The following is a 14,817-nucleotide window of genomic DNA, read 5'->3' on the forward strand; positions in this document are numbered from 1 at the left end:
CCCGCCTCCTACACCGACAACCCCACTGGAGGCGCGCGCCCTAACCCGCTATCCCCTCCCCCCATGGCCCAGAATCATCTCTATCTCGTCGACGGCAGCGGCTATATCTTCCGCGCCTATCACCAGCTTCCGCCGCTCACCAACAGGCATGGCCAGCCCGTCGGCGCAGTCTATGGCTATACCACCATGCTCTGGAAGCTGGCCGACGAACTGGGCAAGGCGGAGGGCCCCACCCACCTCGCCGTGGTGCTGGACAAGGGCAGCCACACCTTCCGCAACGACATGTACGACGCCTATAAGGCGAACCGACCGCCGCCGCCGGAGGATCTGGTCCCGCAATTCCCGATGATCCGCGACGCCACCCGCGCTTTCTCCCTCCCCTGCATCGAGGAAGCGGGGTTCGAGGCGGACGACATCATCGCCAGCTACACCAGGGCCGCCGTCGCGGCGGGCTGGCACGTCACCATCGTCAGCTCCGACAAGGACCTGATGCAGCTGATCCAGCCCGGCGTCGACATGTACGACACGATGAAGAATGAGCGGCGCGGCGCCGACTATGTCATGGCGAAATTCGGCGTCCAGCCGGAACAGCTTGGCGACGTGCTCGCCCTGATGGGCGACAGCGTCGACAATGTCCCCGGCATCCCCGGCATCGGCCCCAAGACCGCCGCCAAGCTGATCACCGAATATGGCAGCCTGGAAGCCGCGCTTGAAGCCGCCCCTTCGATGAAGAAATCGAAGATGCAGGAAAATCTCATCGAACATGCCGACATGGCCCGCCTGTCGCGCCGGCTCGTCGCGCTGCATGACGCCATGGACCTGCCCGAGCCGCTCGACGACCTGACGCTGAAGGGCATTCCGCTGGAGCCGCTGCAGGCCTTCCTCGAACATCACGGCTTCAAGTCGCTGCTCGCCCGCGCCGGCGCGCCCGCCGCGGCTGTGGCGGTCGCGACCGCCGCCGCCGCCGTCACCGAACTCGCCGCTCCCGCCGCCCCCGTGCTGGAGGAGGAACCGCCGATCGACCGCAGCCTCTACGAAACGGTGGTGACGGAAGAAGCGCTCGACCGCTGGATCGCCGCCGCCCATGCCGAGGGGCTGGTCGCCGTCGATACCGAAACCGACATGCTCGACTGCGTGTCCTGCGCGCTGGTCGGCGTCAGCCTCGCCGTCGGCCCCAACGCCGCCTGCTATATCCCGGTCGGTCATGGCGGCAAGGACATGTTCGCGGAGAAACCCGACCAGCTTCCCCTCGCCCTCGTCCTCGCGAAACTCAAGCCGCTGCTGGAGGATGACAGCGTCCTCAAGATCGGCCAGAACCTCAAATATGACATCACGGTCCTGCGCCGCCATGGCATAGAGATCTTCCCCTATGACGACACCATCGTCATGAGCTTCGACCTCGACGCGGGCCAGAGCCTCGCAGGCCACGGCATGGATGAGGCGGCGAAGGTGCACCTCAATCATATATGCATCAGCTTCAAGGATGTCTGCGGCACCGGCAAGAGCCAGATCAGCTTCGCGGAAGTCCCCCTCGACAAGGCGACCGAATATGCCGCCGAGGATGCCGACGTCACGCTGCGCCTGTGGAAGCTGTTCAAGAGCCGCGTCGCGAATGAAGGCGCGACCCGCGTTTATGAACTGGTCGACCGCCCGCTCGTCGCGGTGATCGCGAAGATGGAGCATGAAGGCATCAAGGTCGACCGCGAGGCGCTCTCCCGCCTCTCCGCCGAGTTCACCGCCGAGATCGCCAAGCTGGAAGGCGAAATCCACGGCCTCGCCGGCCAACCCTTCGCCATCGGCTCCACGCAACAGCTTGGCGCGATCCTGTTCGACAAAATGGGTTACAAGGGCGGAAAGAAGGGCAAGTCCGGCGCCTATTCGACCGACGTCACCATCCTGGAGCAGCTCAAGGCCCAGGGTGCGGAAATCGCGGGCAAGGTGCTCGACTGGCGGCAGCTTTCGAAGCTCAAGTCGACCTATACCGACGCACTTCAGGCCCAGATCAACAGGGACACCAGCCGCGTCCATACCAGCTACAGCCTGTCCGGCGCGCAGACCGGCCGCCTGTCCTCGACCGACCCCAATCTCCAGAACATCCCGATCCGCACCGAAGTCGGCCGGCAAATCCGCCACGCCTTCGTCGCGGAACCGGGCAATGTCATCCTGGCGGCGGACTACAGCCAGATCGAACTGCGCCTCGCCGCCCATATGGCCGACGTGCCCGCGCTGAAGGAGGCGTTCGCGAACGGCGAGGACATCCACGCCGCCACTGCCCAGCAACTCTTCGGGGAGGTCAACCGCGACACGCGCGGCCGGGCCAAGACGATCAATTTCGCCATCCTCTACGGCATCAGCCGCTGGGGCCTCGCCGGACGGCTGGAGATCAGCGCCGACGAAGCGCAGGACATGATCAGCCGCTATTATGAACGCTTCCCCGGCATCAGCCTCTACATCACCGACACGATCGAAAAGGCGCGCTCAAGGGGCTATACGGAAACGCTGTTCGGCCGGAAGACATGGTTCCCCCGCATCAAGGCGTCGATCCAGCATGAACGACAAGGCGCCGAACGGGCCGCGATCAACGCACCTATACAGGGCACCAGCGCCGACATCATCAAGCGCGCCATGGCCCGCATGGGCCCGGCGCTCGCGGCGGAAGGGCTGCATCAGGTCAAGATGCTGCTGCAAGTGCACGACGAACTTGTCTTCGAACTGCCGGAAGGCGATGTGGAACAGGCCAGCGCCGTCATCCGCCGCGTCATGGAAGGCGCCGCCGAACCGATCGTGAAGCTGAGCGTGCCGCTGGGCGTCGAAATCGGCCACGGCCCAAGCTGGGGCGCGGCGCACTAGAGCCAATCGACATTCAGCCCTGACGGTCTGCAAATGACGCTTTTCCGTGCTTCCGGTGCTCACCTACCTTGAGTAGGCTGCGCTCCGGGTCACGGAAAACACCATTTTCGGCTCGTCATCTTCTGAATGTCGATTGGCTCTAATCCTTGAAAGCGCGGCGCGCCAGGAATTCACCCCCGCGCGTACCGGTCCTCATACCGAACGATGTCGTCTTCCCCCAGATAGGTTCCCGTCTGCACCTCGATGAACACGACGGGAATCTTCCCCGGATTCTCGACCCGATGCTTCGCCCCCGCCGGGACATAAAGCGACTGGTTTTCCGTCAGCAGCGTCACCTCTTCATTCACCGTGACCTTGGCCGTCCCTTCGACGACGATCCAATGTTCCGACCGATGGAAATGGCTCTGCAGGCTCAATGACTGCCCCGGCTGCACGACGATCCGCTTCACCTGGAAGCGCTCGCCCGCCAGCAGGCCCTCCACCCAACCCCATGGCCGGTGATCCTTGGGGAAACTTTCCGCCTGCGCGGCGCCCTTCTTCTTGAGCGCCTCGACGGCCAGCTTCACATCCTGCGAGCGCGCCTTGTCCGCGATCAGCACCGCGTCGTTCATCGCCACCGCAATGATGTTGCTGAGCCCGATGCCGACCAGTTCCATGCCTTCACTGTCGGACCGCAGCAGCGTATCGCTGCAATCGATCGCCGTCGCCCCGCCGCTCACCGTCACTCCGGCCGTATCCGGACCGGCATGGCTCCACACCGCATCCCAGCCGCCCAGGTCGGACCAGCCAGAGCCATAGGGCACGACCGACAGATTGTCGGCCCGCTCCATGACGGCATAATCGATGGAAATGTCCGGCGCGCTGTCCCATGCTTCCGCCGCCAGCCGCAAAAAGCCCAGATCGCCTTCCGCCGCCTCGACCGCCGGCCGCACCGCCGCCAGCACGTCGGGCGCATGGGCCTCGAAGGCGGCGACCAGATCCTTCGCCGCAAACAGGAAAATCCCCGCATTCCAGAGATGATCGCCGCTCGCCAGCATCTCTGCCGCACGAACCGCATCGGGCTTTTCGACAAAGCGCGCCAGCTTGATCGGTTCGCCCGATCCATCCGGCCGGGCGACGACCTGCAAATAGCCATAGCCGGTTTCCGGCCGTGTCGGCTGAATGCCGAAGGTCACCAGATCGCCGGCATGCGCCGCCGCCAAGCCTTGGCTCACCGCCGCACGGAAGGCCTCTGCATCGGGCACCACATGGTCCGATGGCGCGACCAGCATCACCGCCCCTGGATCGTCCGCCATCAAATGCAGGGCCGCCGCCAATATGGCGGGCGCCGTGTTGCGCACCGAAGGCTCGATCATGATGGCCCGCGGATCGGCGCCTTCCTGCGCCAGTTGTTCGGCTACGATGAAACGGAACGCCGCGTTGGTCAGGACGACAGGACGGCCAAAGGCGAAACCCTCGCCCGCACCCGACAGCCGCCGCACCACGGAGCGGAACAGCGTCTCCTCGCCCAGCAACGGCACGAACTGCTTGGGATAGGATTTGCGCGACAGGGGCCACAACCGCGTCCCCGATCCACCGGCCAATATGACTGGCGTAACCTGCTGAAATTCTTTTCCTTCGATACCCGGCATGCAACTCACTCGAACAAGGCGATCCCTCCCGATGGGACCATATCCGCCCCTCTTATCGCCATTCCGTGAAAGCACCTATGAAGAAGCCGAAAAAAAGCGGCCCGCACCGGGGCCGCTTATCGTCAGTCGAACAGCTCTTCGAGAAAGCTCTTCTTCCGCTTCTTCTGATAATATCGCCCGTCGTCACGATGGTCGCGGTCCGGCCGATAGCTCGGCTGTGGAGCCGGAACCCCGCCCGCCGACCGTTCGATGATCTTGTCCAGTTCACCCCGGTCGAGCCAGACGCCCCGACATTGCGGGCAATAGTCGATCTCCACGCCTTGCCGGTCCGTCATGGAGAGCCCCACATGACAGACCGGGCAGAGCATGGCCGACACCGCGGCCTGATCCCGCATCCGGGTTACTCCCGCTCGCCGGTCAGGCTGAGCAGCATCTGGAACAGGTTGACGAAGTTCAGGTAGAGCGACAGCGCGCCCATCACCTGCATCTTCTGCGCGACTTCATGGCCGGCATAGGCGAAATATTCCGACTTGATGCGCTGCACGTCCCAGGCGGTCAGGCCAGTGAAGACCACCACGCCGATGATCGAGATGACCATCGCCATAGCCGACGAGCCGATGAAGATATTGATGAGGCTCGCGACCAATATGCCGATCAGGCCCATGATCAGGAACGACCCGAATTTCGACAGGTCGCGCCCGGTGGTATAGCCCCACAGCGCCATCGCCAGGAACATCACGGCGGCGGAGAAGAAGGCCTGCGCGATCGACCCGCCGGTGAAGACCAGGAAGATGCTGGCCAGCGACACGCCCATCACCGCCGAAAAGGCGTAGAAGGCCATGCGCGCGCCCGCCGTCGTCATCTTTTCGATGCGGAAGCTGAAGAAGAACACAAAGGCTAGCGGCGCGAAGATCGCCACCCATTTGAGCGGCGTGCCGAAGATCGCGGCGGCCAGCGCCGGCGTATTGCCGATGAAAGCGGCGACCAGCCCGGTGATGACCAGGCCGATGCCCATGTTGCGGAAAACGCCCAGCATGTGCGCGCGCAGCCCGGCGTCGGTCTGCGCCGTCTGGCTCGCACCATAGCCCGGCATACGAACGGGATTGTTCACGGCGTTATCACTCCATCCAAAAACAGTCTTGACGGATCGAGTGGCCCGGCGCGGTCTTCGTGCTACGTCAGAGGGGGGCAAACGCACACGAACCTGCACCGAGCACACTCGATGCGGTCCGACATCGCGGCTGGATGTCACATCCAACCGCCAGAGGGGCCCGGCCCGCACAAGCAATATCGGTGGGCCAACGCGCCATTGCAAGGGATGGCGCAGAGCGTCGGTCCGCCAGCAACAATTTATTACAATCGTCCGCTGACGTCGGGGTCCGGATTTTGCGGCGACATGCTCCGCCGGATCTTCGCCGCGCCGATCACGACGCCGCACACCAGACCCAGCGCAACGCCCGCTGCGACATTGCCGGTCGCCGCGCCGATCCCTGCACCCAACGCCAAGCCAAGACCGACAAAACCCGCTTTCATATACAGTCTTCCCTTTTTCGACGCCAAGCATGGCAAGAATGCCCCGGAGGATATTAAACCGGAACTCTCCCAAATAGCGAGGGCTGTTGACGCTTCGAGCGAACCGCCGCATGGCGTCATCCCATGAGCGACCAGTTCACACCCGCCCAGCAGCATGCCGATGCGCCTCTGCGCCTGTTCAACAGCCTGACGCGCACGGTGGAGGCCTTCGCCCCGATCGAGCCGCACCACGCCCGCGTCTATAGCTGCGGCCCGACGGTCTATAATTACGCCCATCTCGGCAACCTGCGCGCCTATGTCTTTACCGACACGCTGCGCCGCACCTTGCTGTGGAAGGGGCTCACCGTCACCCATATCATCAACATCACCGATGTCGGCCATCTGACGTCGGACGCGGATGCCGGCGACGACAAGATGGAAGCCGCCGCCCGCGCCCAAGCCAAGAGCATCTGGGACATAGCGGCGCGTTATACCCAGGCCTTCAAGCAGAACATCGCCGACCTCAACATCATCCCGCCCAGCGAATGGACGGTCGCCACCGACTATGTCCCGCAGATGATCGCCTTTGCGGAGAAGATCGCGCCGGCCCATTGCTACGAACTGGAAACGGGTCTCTATTTCGACAGCAGCACCGTGCCTGATTATGGCGCGCTGGCCGGGGGGCGCGACGATGCCGCCCATGCCCGCATCGATCCCGTCGCCGGCAAGCGCAACCCCAGCGACTTTGCGATCTGGCGCAAATCCCCGCCCGGCGAACAGCGCCAGATGGAGTGGGACTCGCCCTGGGGCAAGGGTGCGCCGGGCTGGCATCTCGAATGTTCGGTGATGAGCGAGGCGCGGCTTGGCCATCCGTTCGACATCCACACCGGCGGCATCGACCATCGGGAAATCCACCATCCCAACGAGATCGCGCAGAATCAGGCATTCCATGGCTGCTGCGGCGAAGCGGACGCGGCGACCGCAGGCTTCACCGGCGCGAAATGGTGGATGCACAATAATTTCCTCGTCGACCGGCAGGGAAAGATGAGCAAGTCCAAAGGCGGCTTCACCACTCTCTTCTCGCTGATCGACGCGGGCGTGCATCCGCTCGCCTATCGCCTGCTGTGCCTGGGCGCGCATTATCGCAGCGAGTTGGAGTTCAGCGCGGACAGCGTCGGCGCAGCGCTCACCCGCCTGAAACGCCTCGTCATGGGTGTCGAAAACCTGAAGGCGCGGGCCGAGGGCGTGACATGGCAGTCGCTGCGGCTGGACTGGCTGCGCGCCAATCTCCACCCCAAGCTCGCGCCCTTGCTCGAACAGTTCGACGCGGCGATCAGCGACGACCTGATGACGCCCCGCGCGCTGCCGCTTCTGGAGGAGACCATCGCCATCAAGAAGGTGCCGGTGGACGAGAAGCTCTGCCTGCTCGCAGCCTTCGATCAGGCGCTGGGCCTCAACCTGCTGACCATCGGCCGCGCAGACCTGCGCATCCGGCCCGGGGACGCGGCGATCGCGCCCGAAGAGATCGAAGCCGAACTGGACCGTCGCCAGCAGGCGCGCGCCGAAAAGGACTTCGCCCTGTCGGACGAGATACGCGACGCCTTGATCGACCGGGGGGTCGAGGTGATGGACGGCGATCCGCTTCGCTGGGACTGGCGCCTCACCCTCAACGCGACATAAGGTTCCGGCGGCTGAGCCGGACCGTGCGGCGGATCAGCCGGCCCGTTTGTACATATGTCAGGCAAGCGGGCATATTCCGCGCATGCTAAAAGCCGCAACCGCAGCGTTCATGGGAATTGGCGCCATGACGATACCGACCGTCGCTGCGCCTGCGCAAAGTTATATGTTCGAGACGGGAACGACCCTGCTCGCCAAATGCCGCAACAAGGCGCCGGAATATGCCCTGGCCTGCACCGCCTATATCGTCGGCGCGGTGGACGGCATCAAGAAGGATGTGTTCATCGGCCGGGCCAAGCCCAATTGCTGGCCCGCCCAGATGAATGCGGAGGAAGTGAAGCGCATCGTCCTCACCTATCTGACCCGCTATCCCGACCAGCGGCAGGCGCCTGCCTCGGTCCTGGTCAGCGTGGCGCTCAACGAACATTATCCTTGCCAGAAATAACGTGCCCCCGCACGCAGCCGCTATAAACTTGCGTTAGCCACTGGTTGCGCGTAGGTGCGGCCCCTATTTTACGATCTTTGGGAGACTCGACGTGGCGGCGAAGTGGACGCCGGAAAGCTGGCGCAGCCAAAAGGGCATCCAGATGCCCGTCTATCGTGACGCCCAGGCGCTTGCCGCCGTGGAGGCTCAGCTCAGCCAGTTTCCCCCGCTCGTCTTTGCCGGCGAAGCGCGCAGCCTGAAGGCCGAACTCGCCAGGGTGACGAATGGCGAGGCGTTCCTGCTTCAAGGCGGCGATTGCGCGGAGAGCTTTGCGGAGTTCCATCCGAACAATATCCGCGACACCTTCCGCGTGCTGCTGCAGATGGCGGTAGTGCTGACCTTTGCGTCCAAGCTGCCGATCGTGAAAGTCGGCCGCATGGCTGGCCAGTTCGCCAAGCCGCGCTCCGCCGATACGGAGACGATCGGCGGCGTCGAACTGCCCAGCTATCGCGGCGACAATGTCAACGACATCGCCTTCACGGCGGAGGCGCGCGAACCCGACGCGGGGCGGATGATCCGCGCCTATAACCAGTCGGCGGCGACGCTCAACCTGCTGCGGGCCTTTTCGACCGGGGGCTATGCCAGCCTGGACCGGGTCCATGGCTGGATGCTGGATTTCATGGGCCGCAGCCCCTGGGCCGCGAAGTTCGAGGCGATGGCCGACCAGATCGGACAGGCGCTCGACTTCATGCGCGCCTGCGGCCTGTCGCCCGAAACCGTGCCGCAATTGGGGGGAACGAGCTTCTACACCAGCCATGAGGCGCTGCTGCTGCCCTATGAACAGGCGCTGACCCGGCAGGATTCGCTGACCGGCGACTGGTACGACACCTCCGCGCATATGCTGTGGATCGGGGATCGCACCCGGTTCGAAGGGTCGGCGCATGTCGAATATCTGCGCGGCATCGGCAATCCGATCGGCATGAAATGCGGCCCCAGCCTGGAGCCGGATGCGCTGATCCGCCTGCTGGACGTGCTGAACCCCAGCCGGGAAGCGGGCCGGATCACGCTCATCACCCGCTACGGCCATGACAAGATCGAAGCGGGCCTGCCCAGGCTGGTCCGCGCGGTGCTGAAGGAAGGCCATCCGGTGGTCTGGTCCTGCGACCCGATGCACGGCAATGTCATTAAGGCGGCCAATGGCTACAAGACGCGGCCGTTCGACCGCATCCTGGCGGAGGTACGCGGTTTCTTCGCCGTTCACCGGGCGGAGGGCAGCTTCGGCGGCGGCATCCATGCCGAAATGACCGGCCAGAATGTGACGGAGTGCACCGGCGGCGCCGTGGCGATCACGGACGAAGGCCTTGCGGATCGTTACCACACCCATTGCGACCCGCGCCTCAACGCGGCGCAGAGCCTGGAACTCGCGTTCCTGCTCGCAGAAATGCTGAACGAGGAACTGAAGGAACGCCGGGCAGCCGCCTGATCCTTCGAAACGGAAATGATCCCGCCGCGACCATGTCTCGCGGCGGGATTTTTCTTGGCGCAATCCCCTGTGCTCGTTTGAGCGCCCTATGTCGCGGGCGCCGGATTAGCATCCCTTCTCGTTCGCGCTGAGCTTGTCGAAGCGCCACTCTTCCTTGGGAAAGCGCAGGACGGCGACAGGCTCAGTCCGAACGGATGGGCATGGACGAGGAATGATCGGCACTGGCCATCGAAACGCGCCAGCGGACCAATCCATCATCCTCTTCGACGGCGGGCTGGTAATCGAGGGTCCGGCAGGGCCCGTCACATGCACGTAACAATCCCATGATTCAGCCCTTGCTTTGGCGGTGCAGCAAGATAGCCTCCGCATATGGCAAAGGAACCGCAAGTGGCGACCATCGCCGTCTACAGCCTGAAGGGCGGGGTCGGGAAAACCACCTTCGCGATCAACCTCGCCTGGGCATCCGCAAGCATTTCGAAACGGCGGACATTGCTGTGGGATCTCGACCCACAGGCCGCGTCGAGCTGGCTGATCTCCACGGACAGCGAAAGCCGCGACGCCGCGCAGGCGATCTTCAGCAAGGATGTGGAGGTCCGCAAGCTGATCCAGCCCTCGACGGTGCAGGGCCTCGACCTGATCGCCGCCGACACCTCGCTGCGCAGCCTCGACCATCTGTTCCGGGAGATGGACAAGAAGAAGCGTCTCGCCAAGCTGATCGAGAGCCTGGGCAAGGATTATGACCGGATCATCCTGGATTGTCCGCCCGGCCTCACCGAAACCAGCGAGCAGGTGCTGCGCGCGGCGGACATGATCGTCATTCCGGTCATCCCCTCCCCCCTCGCCCAACGCGCCATGGGGGAGGTCGCCCGCTATCTGGTGCAGCGCGGCGGCAGCCATCCGCCGATCATGCCGGTCTATTCCATGGTCGACCGCCGCCGTGGCCTGCATCGCGCGGCCCTGGAATCCCAGCCCGGCTGGCCGGCCATTCCCATGGCCAGCGCGGTCGAACAAATGGCTGTCCGCCGCAAACCGCTGGGCGCCTTCGCGGCCTCATCCCCATCCGCCCAGGCCTTTGCCGGACTTTGGACGACGATCGAGCGGCAGCTCCAGAAACATTAGGGCGGCGACAGGATTTGGCGGGTCACCGCCTGCCAACAGCCCCCGCCTACTTCAACCTCGCGATCGCGCCCGGATCGCACCGCTTCTCCCCATGCGGCACGGGCGACCAGCCGGGCACCAGGATCGACTGCCCGACCCGAAGGGGCGCAAAACGCCGCCGTTCAATGCCTGCGCAACGCAGTTGGAGTTCCAGCATTTTGGGCGGGGTATCCCATTTCTCGTAGGAAAGGCGGAACGTCCCCCAATGGATGGGAATGGCGGTCGAGGCCTTGAGCTTTTCGAAAATCTGCACGGCCTGTTCCGGCCCGATATGGGAATCCGACTGCATTTGTCCGGGATGGAAGCGGAAGGCGCCGATCGGGATCATCGCCAGCCTGATCGGCCCCAGCCGTGCCGCGTCCGCGGGCCAGGCCATATCGCCAGCGCCCGTGTCGCCCGCGAAGAAGATATTGCCCGCCCGCGTGCTGACGAAGAAGCTCGACCAGAGCGCCCGGCTGCGGTCAGTGCCCCAGCGGCTGCTCCAATGATGGTTGCGCAGCACATGAACGCGATAATCCGGGCAATGCTCATAATTTTCGCACTGGATCACCGTGCCGTCGCCCAGGCCGTTCAACGCCGCGCCGCTTATCGATTGCCCCCAGTCGAGCGCCGTCGACGGAATGCCGTTGGCTTTCAGGATCGCGTCATTGCCCAGGCTGGTGACGATCTTCGGCCTGTCCCGTTTCCACAGCCTTTTCAGCGTGGGGATGTCCATATGGTCGTAATGATTGTGGCTGAGGAGGATGAGGTCGATCCTCGGCAGATCGTCGAAGCGCACGCCCGGCTGCGCCACCCGCCGGGGCCCCAGGGGCGGAAAGGGGCTGGCATGGTCGGACCAGATCGGATCGGTGAGGATATTGAGGCCCGCCGCCTGCACGAGTACGGTGGCATGTCCCACCCAGGTGGCGATCATGCCACGCGGCGCGGCGAAGGCAGGCGGGCGCGAAGGCTTGACCGCCACCATGTCGGGCCATGAGGGCCGGTCGTCCTGACCCAGCAGCCACCGCGCGATGAAACCGCGCGGGTTGCCGCCCGCCGGTGCGGGAGAGCGGATTTCCCCATCGGGATTGAAGAAGCGTTCCCCGTCATAATGGCGGCTGACCGGCCCTTCATAATAGATGCGGTCGAGAAAGGGTGGAACGACGGTCACCGCCAGGCACAGGGCCACAACCAGAAACAGCAGCGCAACGCCCAAGCCTTTGACGATTTTCCCGACGATGCGGCCCATGCCGTCTCCCGCTCCGATGACCGGACGGACATAGCGCGGTTCAAGGTATCGGCAAGCGTGGAGATGGAGCAAGGGGCAAGAGTGGAGAGCGGACGTTGATGTTGGTCTGGGTAAAGCATGCTCCTGCGCAGGAGCACCGCGCGCCTAATGGCGGAACCCGACTATCTCCGTCGCCCCACACCCAGCCATCCTGACCCGCCTCGCACCCTCAGGATGCCATGGAACGAGGCACGGCGCGCAATGTCGACGGATTGATCGCCTGGACGAATTCCACCCCCAGCCGGTCGTCCTTGGACCATCGCGCGATAGCGTTGACGGTCTGGTTGTCGCCCAGTTCGATGGCGAACAGCGTGCCCTCCGGCACGTTCCACAGGCCCTCCAACTGCGCACCCGTGGCGGAGATGTTGCGGATGCGCCCGGTATAGACATGACCGTCATGGTGCACGGCCACGGTACGCAACATGGTCTTGCGTTCCGTCCGGCTCGACTGGAAGCCCTGCGGCGCGACCACGCCGCCATGGCGATGTTGCTGTACCAGCACGTCCGCCGCCGGCAGCGGGCGGCCATAGACATAGCCCTGGATATGGCTGCACCCCAGGTTGCGGATCAGCGCGAGTTCATCCTGCGTCTCCGCCCCTTCGGCCGTGGTGTCCATGCCCAGCGCTTCGGCCAGGCTGACGATCGCCTTGATGATCGCGCTGTTGGGGCTGCCCTTGATCGCGGCGCCGCGCACGAAGCTCTGGTCGATCTTGATCTTGTCGAACGGCGCTTTCTTGAGATAGCCGAGCGAGGAATAGCCGGTGCCGAAATCGTCGAGCGCCAGTCGCACCCCGATGCCCTTCAGCCGGGAGAACATCGAGTCCGTGCCATCATCGTCGTTCAGGAACACGCTTTCGGTGATCTCCAGCTCCAGTCGCTGGGCCGCCAGCCCGGAGGCGGCGAGCGCATTCATGACGATCGAGGGCAGGCCGTGATTGGCGAACTGGATCGGGGAGACGTTGACGGCCACCCTAACCCCGTCGGCCCATTGCGCCGCATCGCGGCAGGCGGTGCGGAGCACCCATTCACCGATCGGGCCGATCAGGCCGCTTTCCTCCGCAATGGGGATAAACAGCGTGGGAGAGATCGCGCCGCGCACCGGATGCTGCCAGCGCAGCAGCGCTTCATAGCCGGTAATCTGCTCGGTCCGGGAGGAAACCACCGGCTGATAGACGAGGTGCAGGGCGTTTTCGACCAGCGCCTTGCGCAGATCCTCCTCCAACTGGCGGCGATCCTCGGCATCGGCATGCATCTCCGGGGAATAGAAGCGATAGATGCCGCGCCCGTCCCCCTTGGCGGCGTAGAGCGCAAGATCGGCATTGCGGATAAGCTCCTCGGCCGTCACGCCATCCTGCGGGCAGAAGGAAATGCCGATCGACACCCCGATGACGACCGCCGTTCCCTCCACCGTATAGGGCTGGGACACATCGGTGATGATCGCCCGCGCCAGATGGTCCAGGGTGATCTTGTCGGGTCGGCCGGGCAGCAGGATCTTGAATTCATCGCCGCCCTGGCGTCCGACCAGCCCCTTGTTGCCGACCACGCGCCGGATACGCTCGCTGACCTGGCGCAGCAGCGCATCGCCAGCCGGATGGCCCAGCGTGTCGTTGACGATCTTGAACCGGTCGAGGTCCAGCATCATCAGCGTGCAGTCACGCGGCTGCCCGTTCTTGCCCGCGACCGCCTGCTCCAGCGAGCGCATCATCTGCACCCGGTTGGCAAGGCCGGTCAGCGAATCATATTGGGCGAGCCGTGTCACCTCCGCCTGGCTGCGGCGCATTTCGGTAAGGTCCGTGCCGCTGCCCCGGAAGCCGTGGAACTGGCCGAATTCGTTGAACACCGGCTGGCCGGAGATCGACCACCAGCGTTCGTCCTTCGCCATAGCGGCGCGGACGGGAATTTCGGCAAAGCCGGTGCGCGCCGACAGGTGGAACCCCAATGTGCGCTCGCCATCGCCATCCTGCCGGTCGCCGGGACGGATGATTTCCGTGATCGGGCGGCCGATCAGCGCATCGTTGCCCAGCCCCAAGGTGCGGGCCAATGTGTCGGAAATATAGACGATGCACCCGTGGCGGTCGGTTTCCCAGAACCAGCCGCGACCTGACTGTTCATAGTCATGGAGCAGCCGGTCGGAGCGCTGGGCCCTCAGATCCCGCTGATGGAAGGCGATGGCGCGGTTCATGTCGGCATGCGCCTGGCGCAGCGCGGCGACCAGCATCGCGGCTATGCAACTGATCAACAGGCCGACCTGCGCGAAATCGCCCCGATGCAGGATGGAGGCGATCAGCAGGCCGCAGAAATAGCTGACACCCAACAGGCGCCGGTCGCCGAAGATCGACACGGCCATAAACGCGACCGCCATTTCCGCGGCCAGATTGCGCGAAGGCTCGCCGGCGATCAGCGACGGCCCCAGCATCAGGCTGAAGCTGAGGCCCGAGAGCAGCACCATCGGCAGCATCAGCCATTTCTGGTGATGTGGCCGCAAAAGCTGGAACCGGGCTCCGCGCGGCACGACGATGGCAACGCCGTCGACCAGCAGCATGGCCGCCAGGGCAACGGCATGGCCGACATTGCCCTCATCATAGAAAGGCACATGCAGCAGAGCGGTGATGCAGAGCTTCCCCAGCAGGACAAGCGGCCAGAGCCGGGCAATATGGACGAAGGTGCCGGAAATCCAGGAAGCGTCGACGGCAGCCCCGCTTTCGGCAAGGCCAAGCGCCGCGACCAGATCGGTCCGCCGCGTATGCAGTTCTGCCAGGTTCGCCCGCAAGGAAGTCATATTCCCTGCGTAACGACAAGAGATTGAAAGAAACTT

The 14,817-nt window shown here is 64.3% G+C and carries 11 protein-coding genes; 5 read left to right on the top strand and 6 right to left on the bottom strand.

The genetic code is table 11. The annotated features are described in order from the left end of the window. Positions 1 to 63: 63 nt before the first annotated feature. Positions 64 to 2,850 (top strand): DNA polymerase I, encoded by a 2,787-nt coding sequence (gene polA, locus TZ53_RS02650; RefSeq protein ID WP_044660332.1) that lies wholly within the window; start codon positions 64 to 66, stop codon positions 2,848 to 2,850. Between the two features lie 170 nt (positions 2,851 to 3,020). On the opposite strand, the gene TZ53_RS02655 is transcribed toward polA, so the two are convergent. The 4 genes from TZ53_RS02655 to TZ53_RS02670 form a co-directional block, all read right to left on the bottom strand. Beyond that, complete coding sequence (locus TZ53_RS02655; RefSeq protein WP_044660333.1) at positions 3,021 to 4,481, bottom strand: mannose-1-phosphate guanylyltransferase/mannose-6-phosphate isomerase; 1,461 nt, start codon at positions 4,479 to 4,481, stop codon at positions 3,021 to 3,023. A 122-nt stretch (positions 4,482 to 4,603) separates the two neighbouring features. Then, positions 4,604 to 4,876 carry a TFIIB-type zinc ribbon-containing protein gene (locus tag TZ53_RS02660; protein ID WP_025552169.1) on the bottom strand — a complete coding sequence of 91 codons (273 nt, stop codon included), beginning with the start codon at positions 4,874 to 4,876 and terminating at the stop codon, positions 4,604 to 4,606. Positions 4,877 to 4,881: 5 nt separating this feature from the next. Beyond that, the gene (locus TZ53_RS02665; RefSeq protein WP_044660334.1) at positions 4,882 to 5,574 is read right to left on the bottom strand and encodes a Bax inhibitor-1/YccA family protein; all 693 of its coding nucleotides are present in this window, start codon (positions 5,572 to 5,574) and stop codon (positions 4,882 to 4,884) included. Between the two features lie 260 nt (positions 5,575 to 5,834). Continuing rightward, positions 5,835 to 6,014, bottom strand: a complete 180-nt coding sequence (locus tag TZ53_RS02670; RefSeq protein ID WP_044660335.1) for a hypothetical protein — start codon at positions 6,012 to 6,014, stop codon at positions 5,835 to 5,837. 123 nt (positions 6,015 to 6,137) lie between these two features. Here TZ53_RS02670 and cysS point away from each other — a divergent pair, with 123 nt between their 5' ends. The 4 genes from cysS (at position 6,138) to TZ53_RS02690 (ending at position 10,696) form a co-directional block, all read left to right on the top strand. Beyond that, positions 6,138 to 7,673 (top strand): cysteine--tRNA ligase, encoded by a 1,536-nt coding sequence (gene cysS, locus TZ53_RS02675; protein WP_044660336.1) that lies wholly within the window; start codon positions 6,138 to 6,140, stop codon positions 7,671 to 7,673. Positions 7,674 to 7,797: 124 nt separating this feature from the next. Further along, positions 7,798 to 8,115: a Rap1a/Tai family immunity protein gene (locus TZ53_RS02680; RefSeq protein ID WP_044662810.1), complete on the top strand. Its 318-nt coding sequence runs from the start codon at positions 7,798 to 7,800 to the stop codon at positions 8,113 to 8,115. A 91-nt stretch (positions 8,116 to 8,206) separates the two neighbouring features. Next, positions 8,207 to 9,577 carry a class II 3-deoxy-7-phosphoheptulonate synthase gene (locus TZ53_RS02685; RefSeq protein WP_044660337.1) on the top strand — a complete coding sequence of 457 codons (1,371 nt, stop codon included), beginning with the start codon at positions 8,207 to 8,209 and terminating at the stop codon, positions 9,575 to 9,577. Positions 9,578 to 9,946: 369 nt separating this feature from the next. After that, a complete protein-coding gene (locus TZ53_RS02690; protein ID WP_044660338.1) occupies positions 9,947 to 10,696 on the top strand; it encodes a ParA family protein in 750 nt (249 codons plus the stop codon). A gap of 46 nt (positions 10,697 to 10,742) precedes the next feature. On the opposite strand, the gene TZ53_RS02695 is transcribed toward TZ53_RS02690, so the two are convergent. Beyond that, on the bottom strand, positions 10,743 to 11,963 hold the full coding sequence (locus tag TZ53_RS02695; RefSeq protein WP_044660339.1) for an MBL fold metallo-hydrolase: 1,221 nt from the start codon (positions 11,961 to 11,963) through the stop codon (positions 10,743 to 10,745). A 208-nt stretch (positions 11,964 to 12,171) separates the two neighbouring features. After that, on the bottom strand, positions 12,172 to 14,781 hold the full coding sequence (locus TZ53_RS02700) for an EAL domain-containing protein (protein WP_044660340.1): 2,610 nt from the start codon (positions 14,779 to 14,781) through the stop codon (positions 12,172 to 12,174). Positions 14,782 to 14,817: the final 36 nt, after the last annotated feature.

The organism is Sphingobium sp. YBL2 (assembly GCF_000943805.1).
Taxonomy (GTDB): Bacteria; Pseudomonadota; Alphaproteobacteria; order Sphingomonadales; family Sphingomonadaceae; genus Sphingobium; species Sphingobium fuliginis.

Excerpts from the sequence above, each read along its gene's own strand:
- TZ53_RS02695 (WP_044660339.1), bottom strand. The coding sequence starts at position 11,963 with ATGGGCCGCATCGTCGGGAAAATCGTCAAAGGCTTGGGCGTTGCGCTG.
- TZ53_RS02655 (WP_044660333.1), bottom strand. The coding sequence starts at position 4,481 with ATGCCGGGTATCGAAGGAAAAGAATTTCAGCAGGTTACGCCAGTCATA.
- TZ53_RS02660 (WP_025552169.1), bottom strand. The coding sequence starts at position 4,876 with ATGCGGGATCAGGCCGCGGTGTCGGCCATGCTCTGCCCGGTCTGTCAT.
- TZ53_RS02690 (WP_044660338.1), top strand. The coding sequence starts at position 9,947 with ATGGCAAAGGAACCGCAAGTGGCGACCATCGCCGTCTACAGCCTGAAG.
- TZ53_RS02700 (WP_044660340.1), bottom strand. The coding sequence starts at position 14,781 with ATGACTTCCTTGCGGGCGAACCTGGCAGAACTGCATACGCGGCGGACC.
- TZ53_RS02665 (WP_044660334.1), bottom strand. The coding sequence starts at position 5,574 with ATGCCGGGCTATGGTGCGAGCCAGACGGCGCAGACCGACGCCGGGCTG.
- cysS (WP_044660336.1), top strand. The coding sequence starts at position 6,138 with ATGAGCGACCAGTTCACACCCGCCCAGCAGCATGCCGATGCGCCTCTG.
- TZ53_RS02670 (WP_044660335.1), bottom strand. The coding sequence starts at position 6,014 with ATGAAAGCGGGTTTTGTCGGTCTTGGCTTGGCGTTGGGTGCAGGGATC.
- TZ53_RS02680 (WP_044662810.1), top strand. The coding sequence starts at position 7,798 with ATGACGATACCGACCGTCGCTGCGCCTGCGCAAAGTTATATGTTCGAG.
- polA (WP_044660332.1), top strand. The coding sequence starts at position 64 with ATGGCCCAGAATCATCTCTATCTCGTCGACGGCAGCGGCTATATCTTC.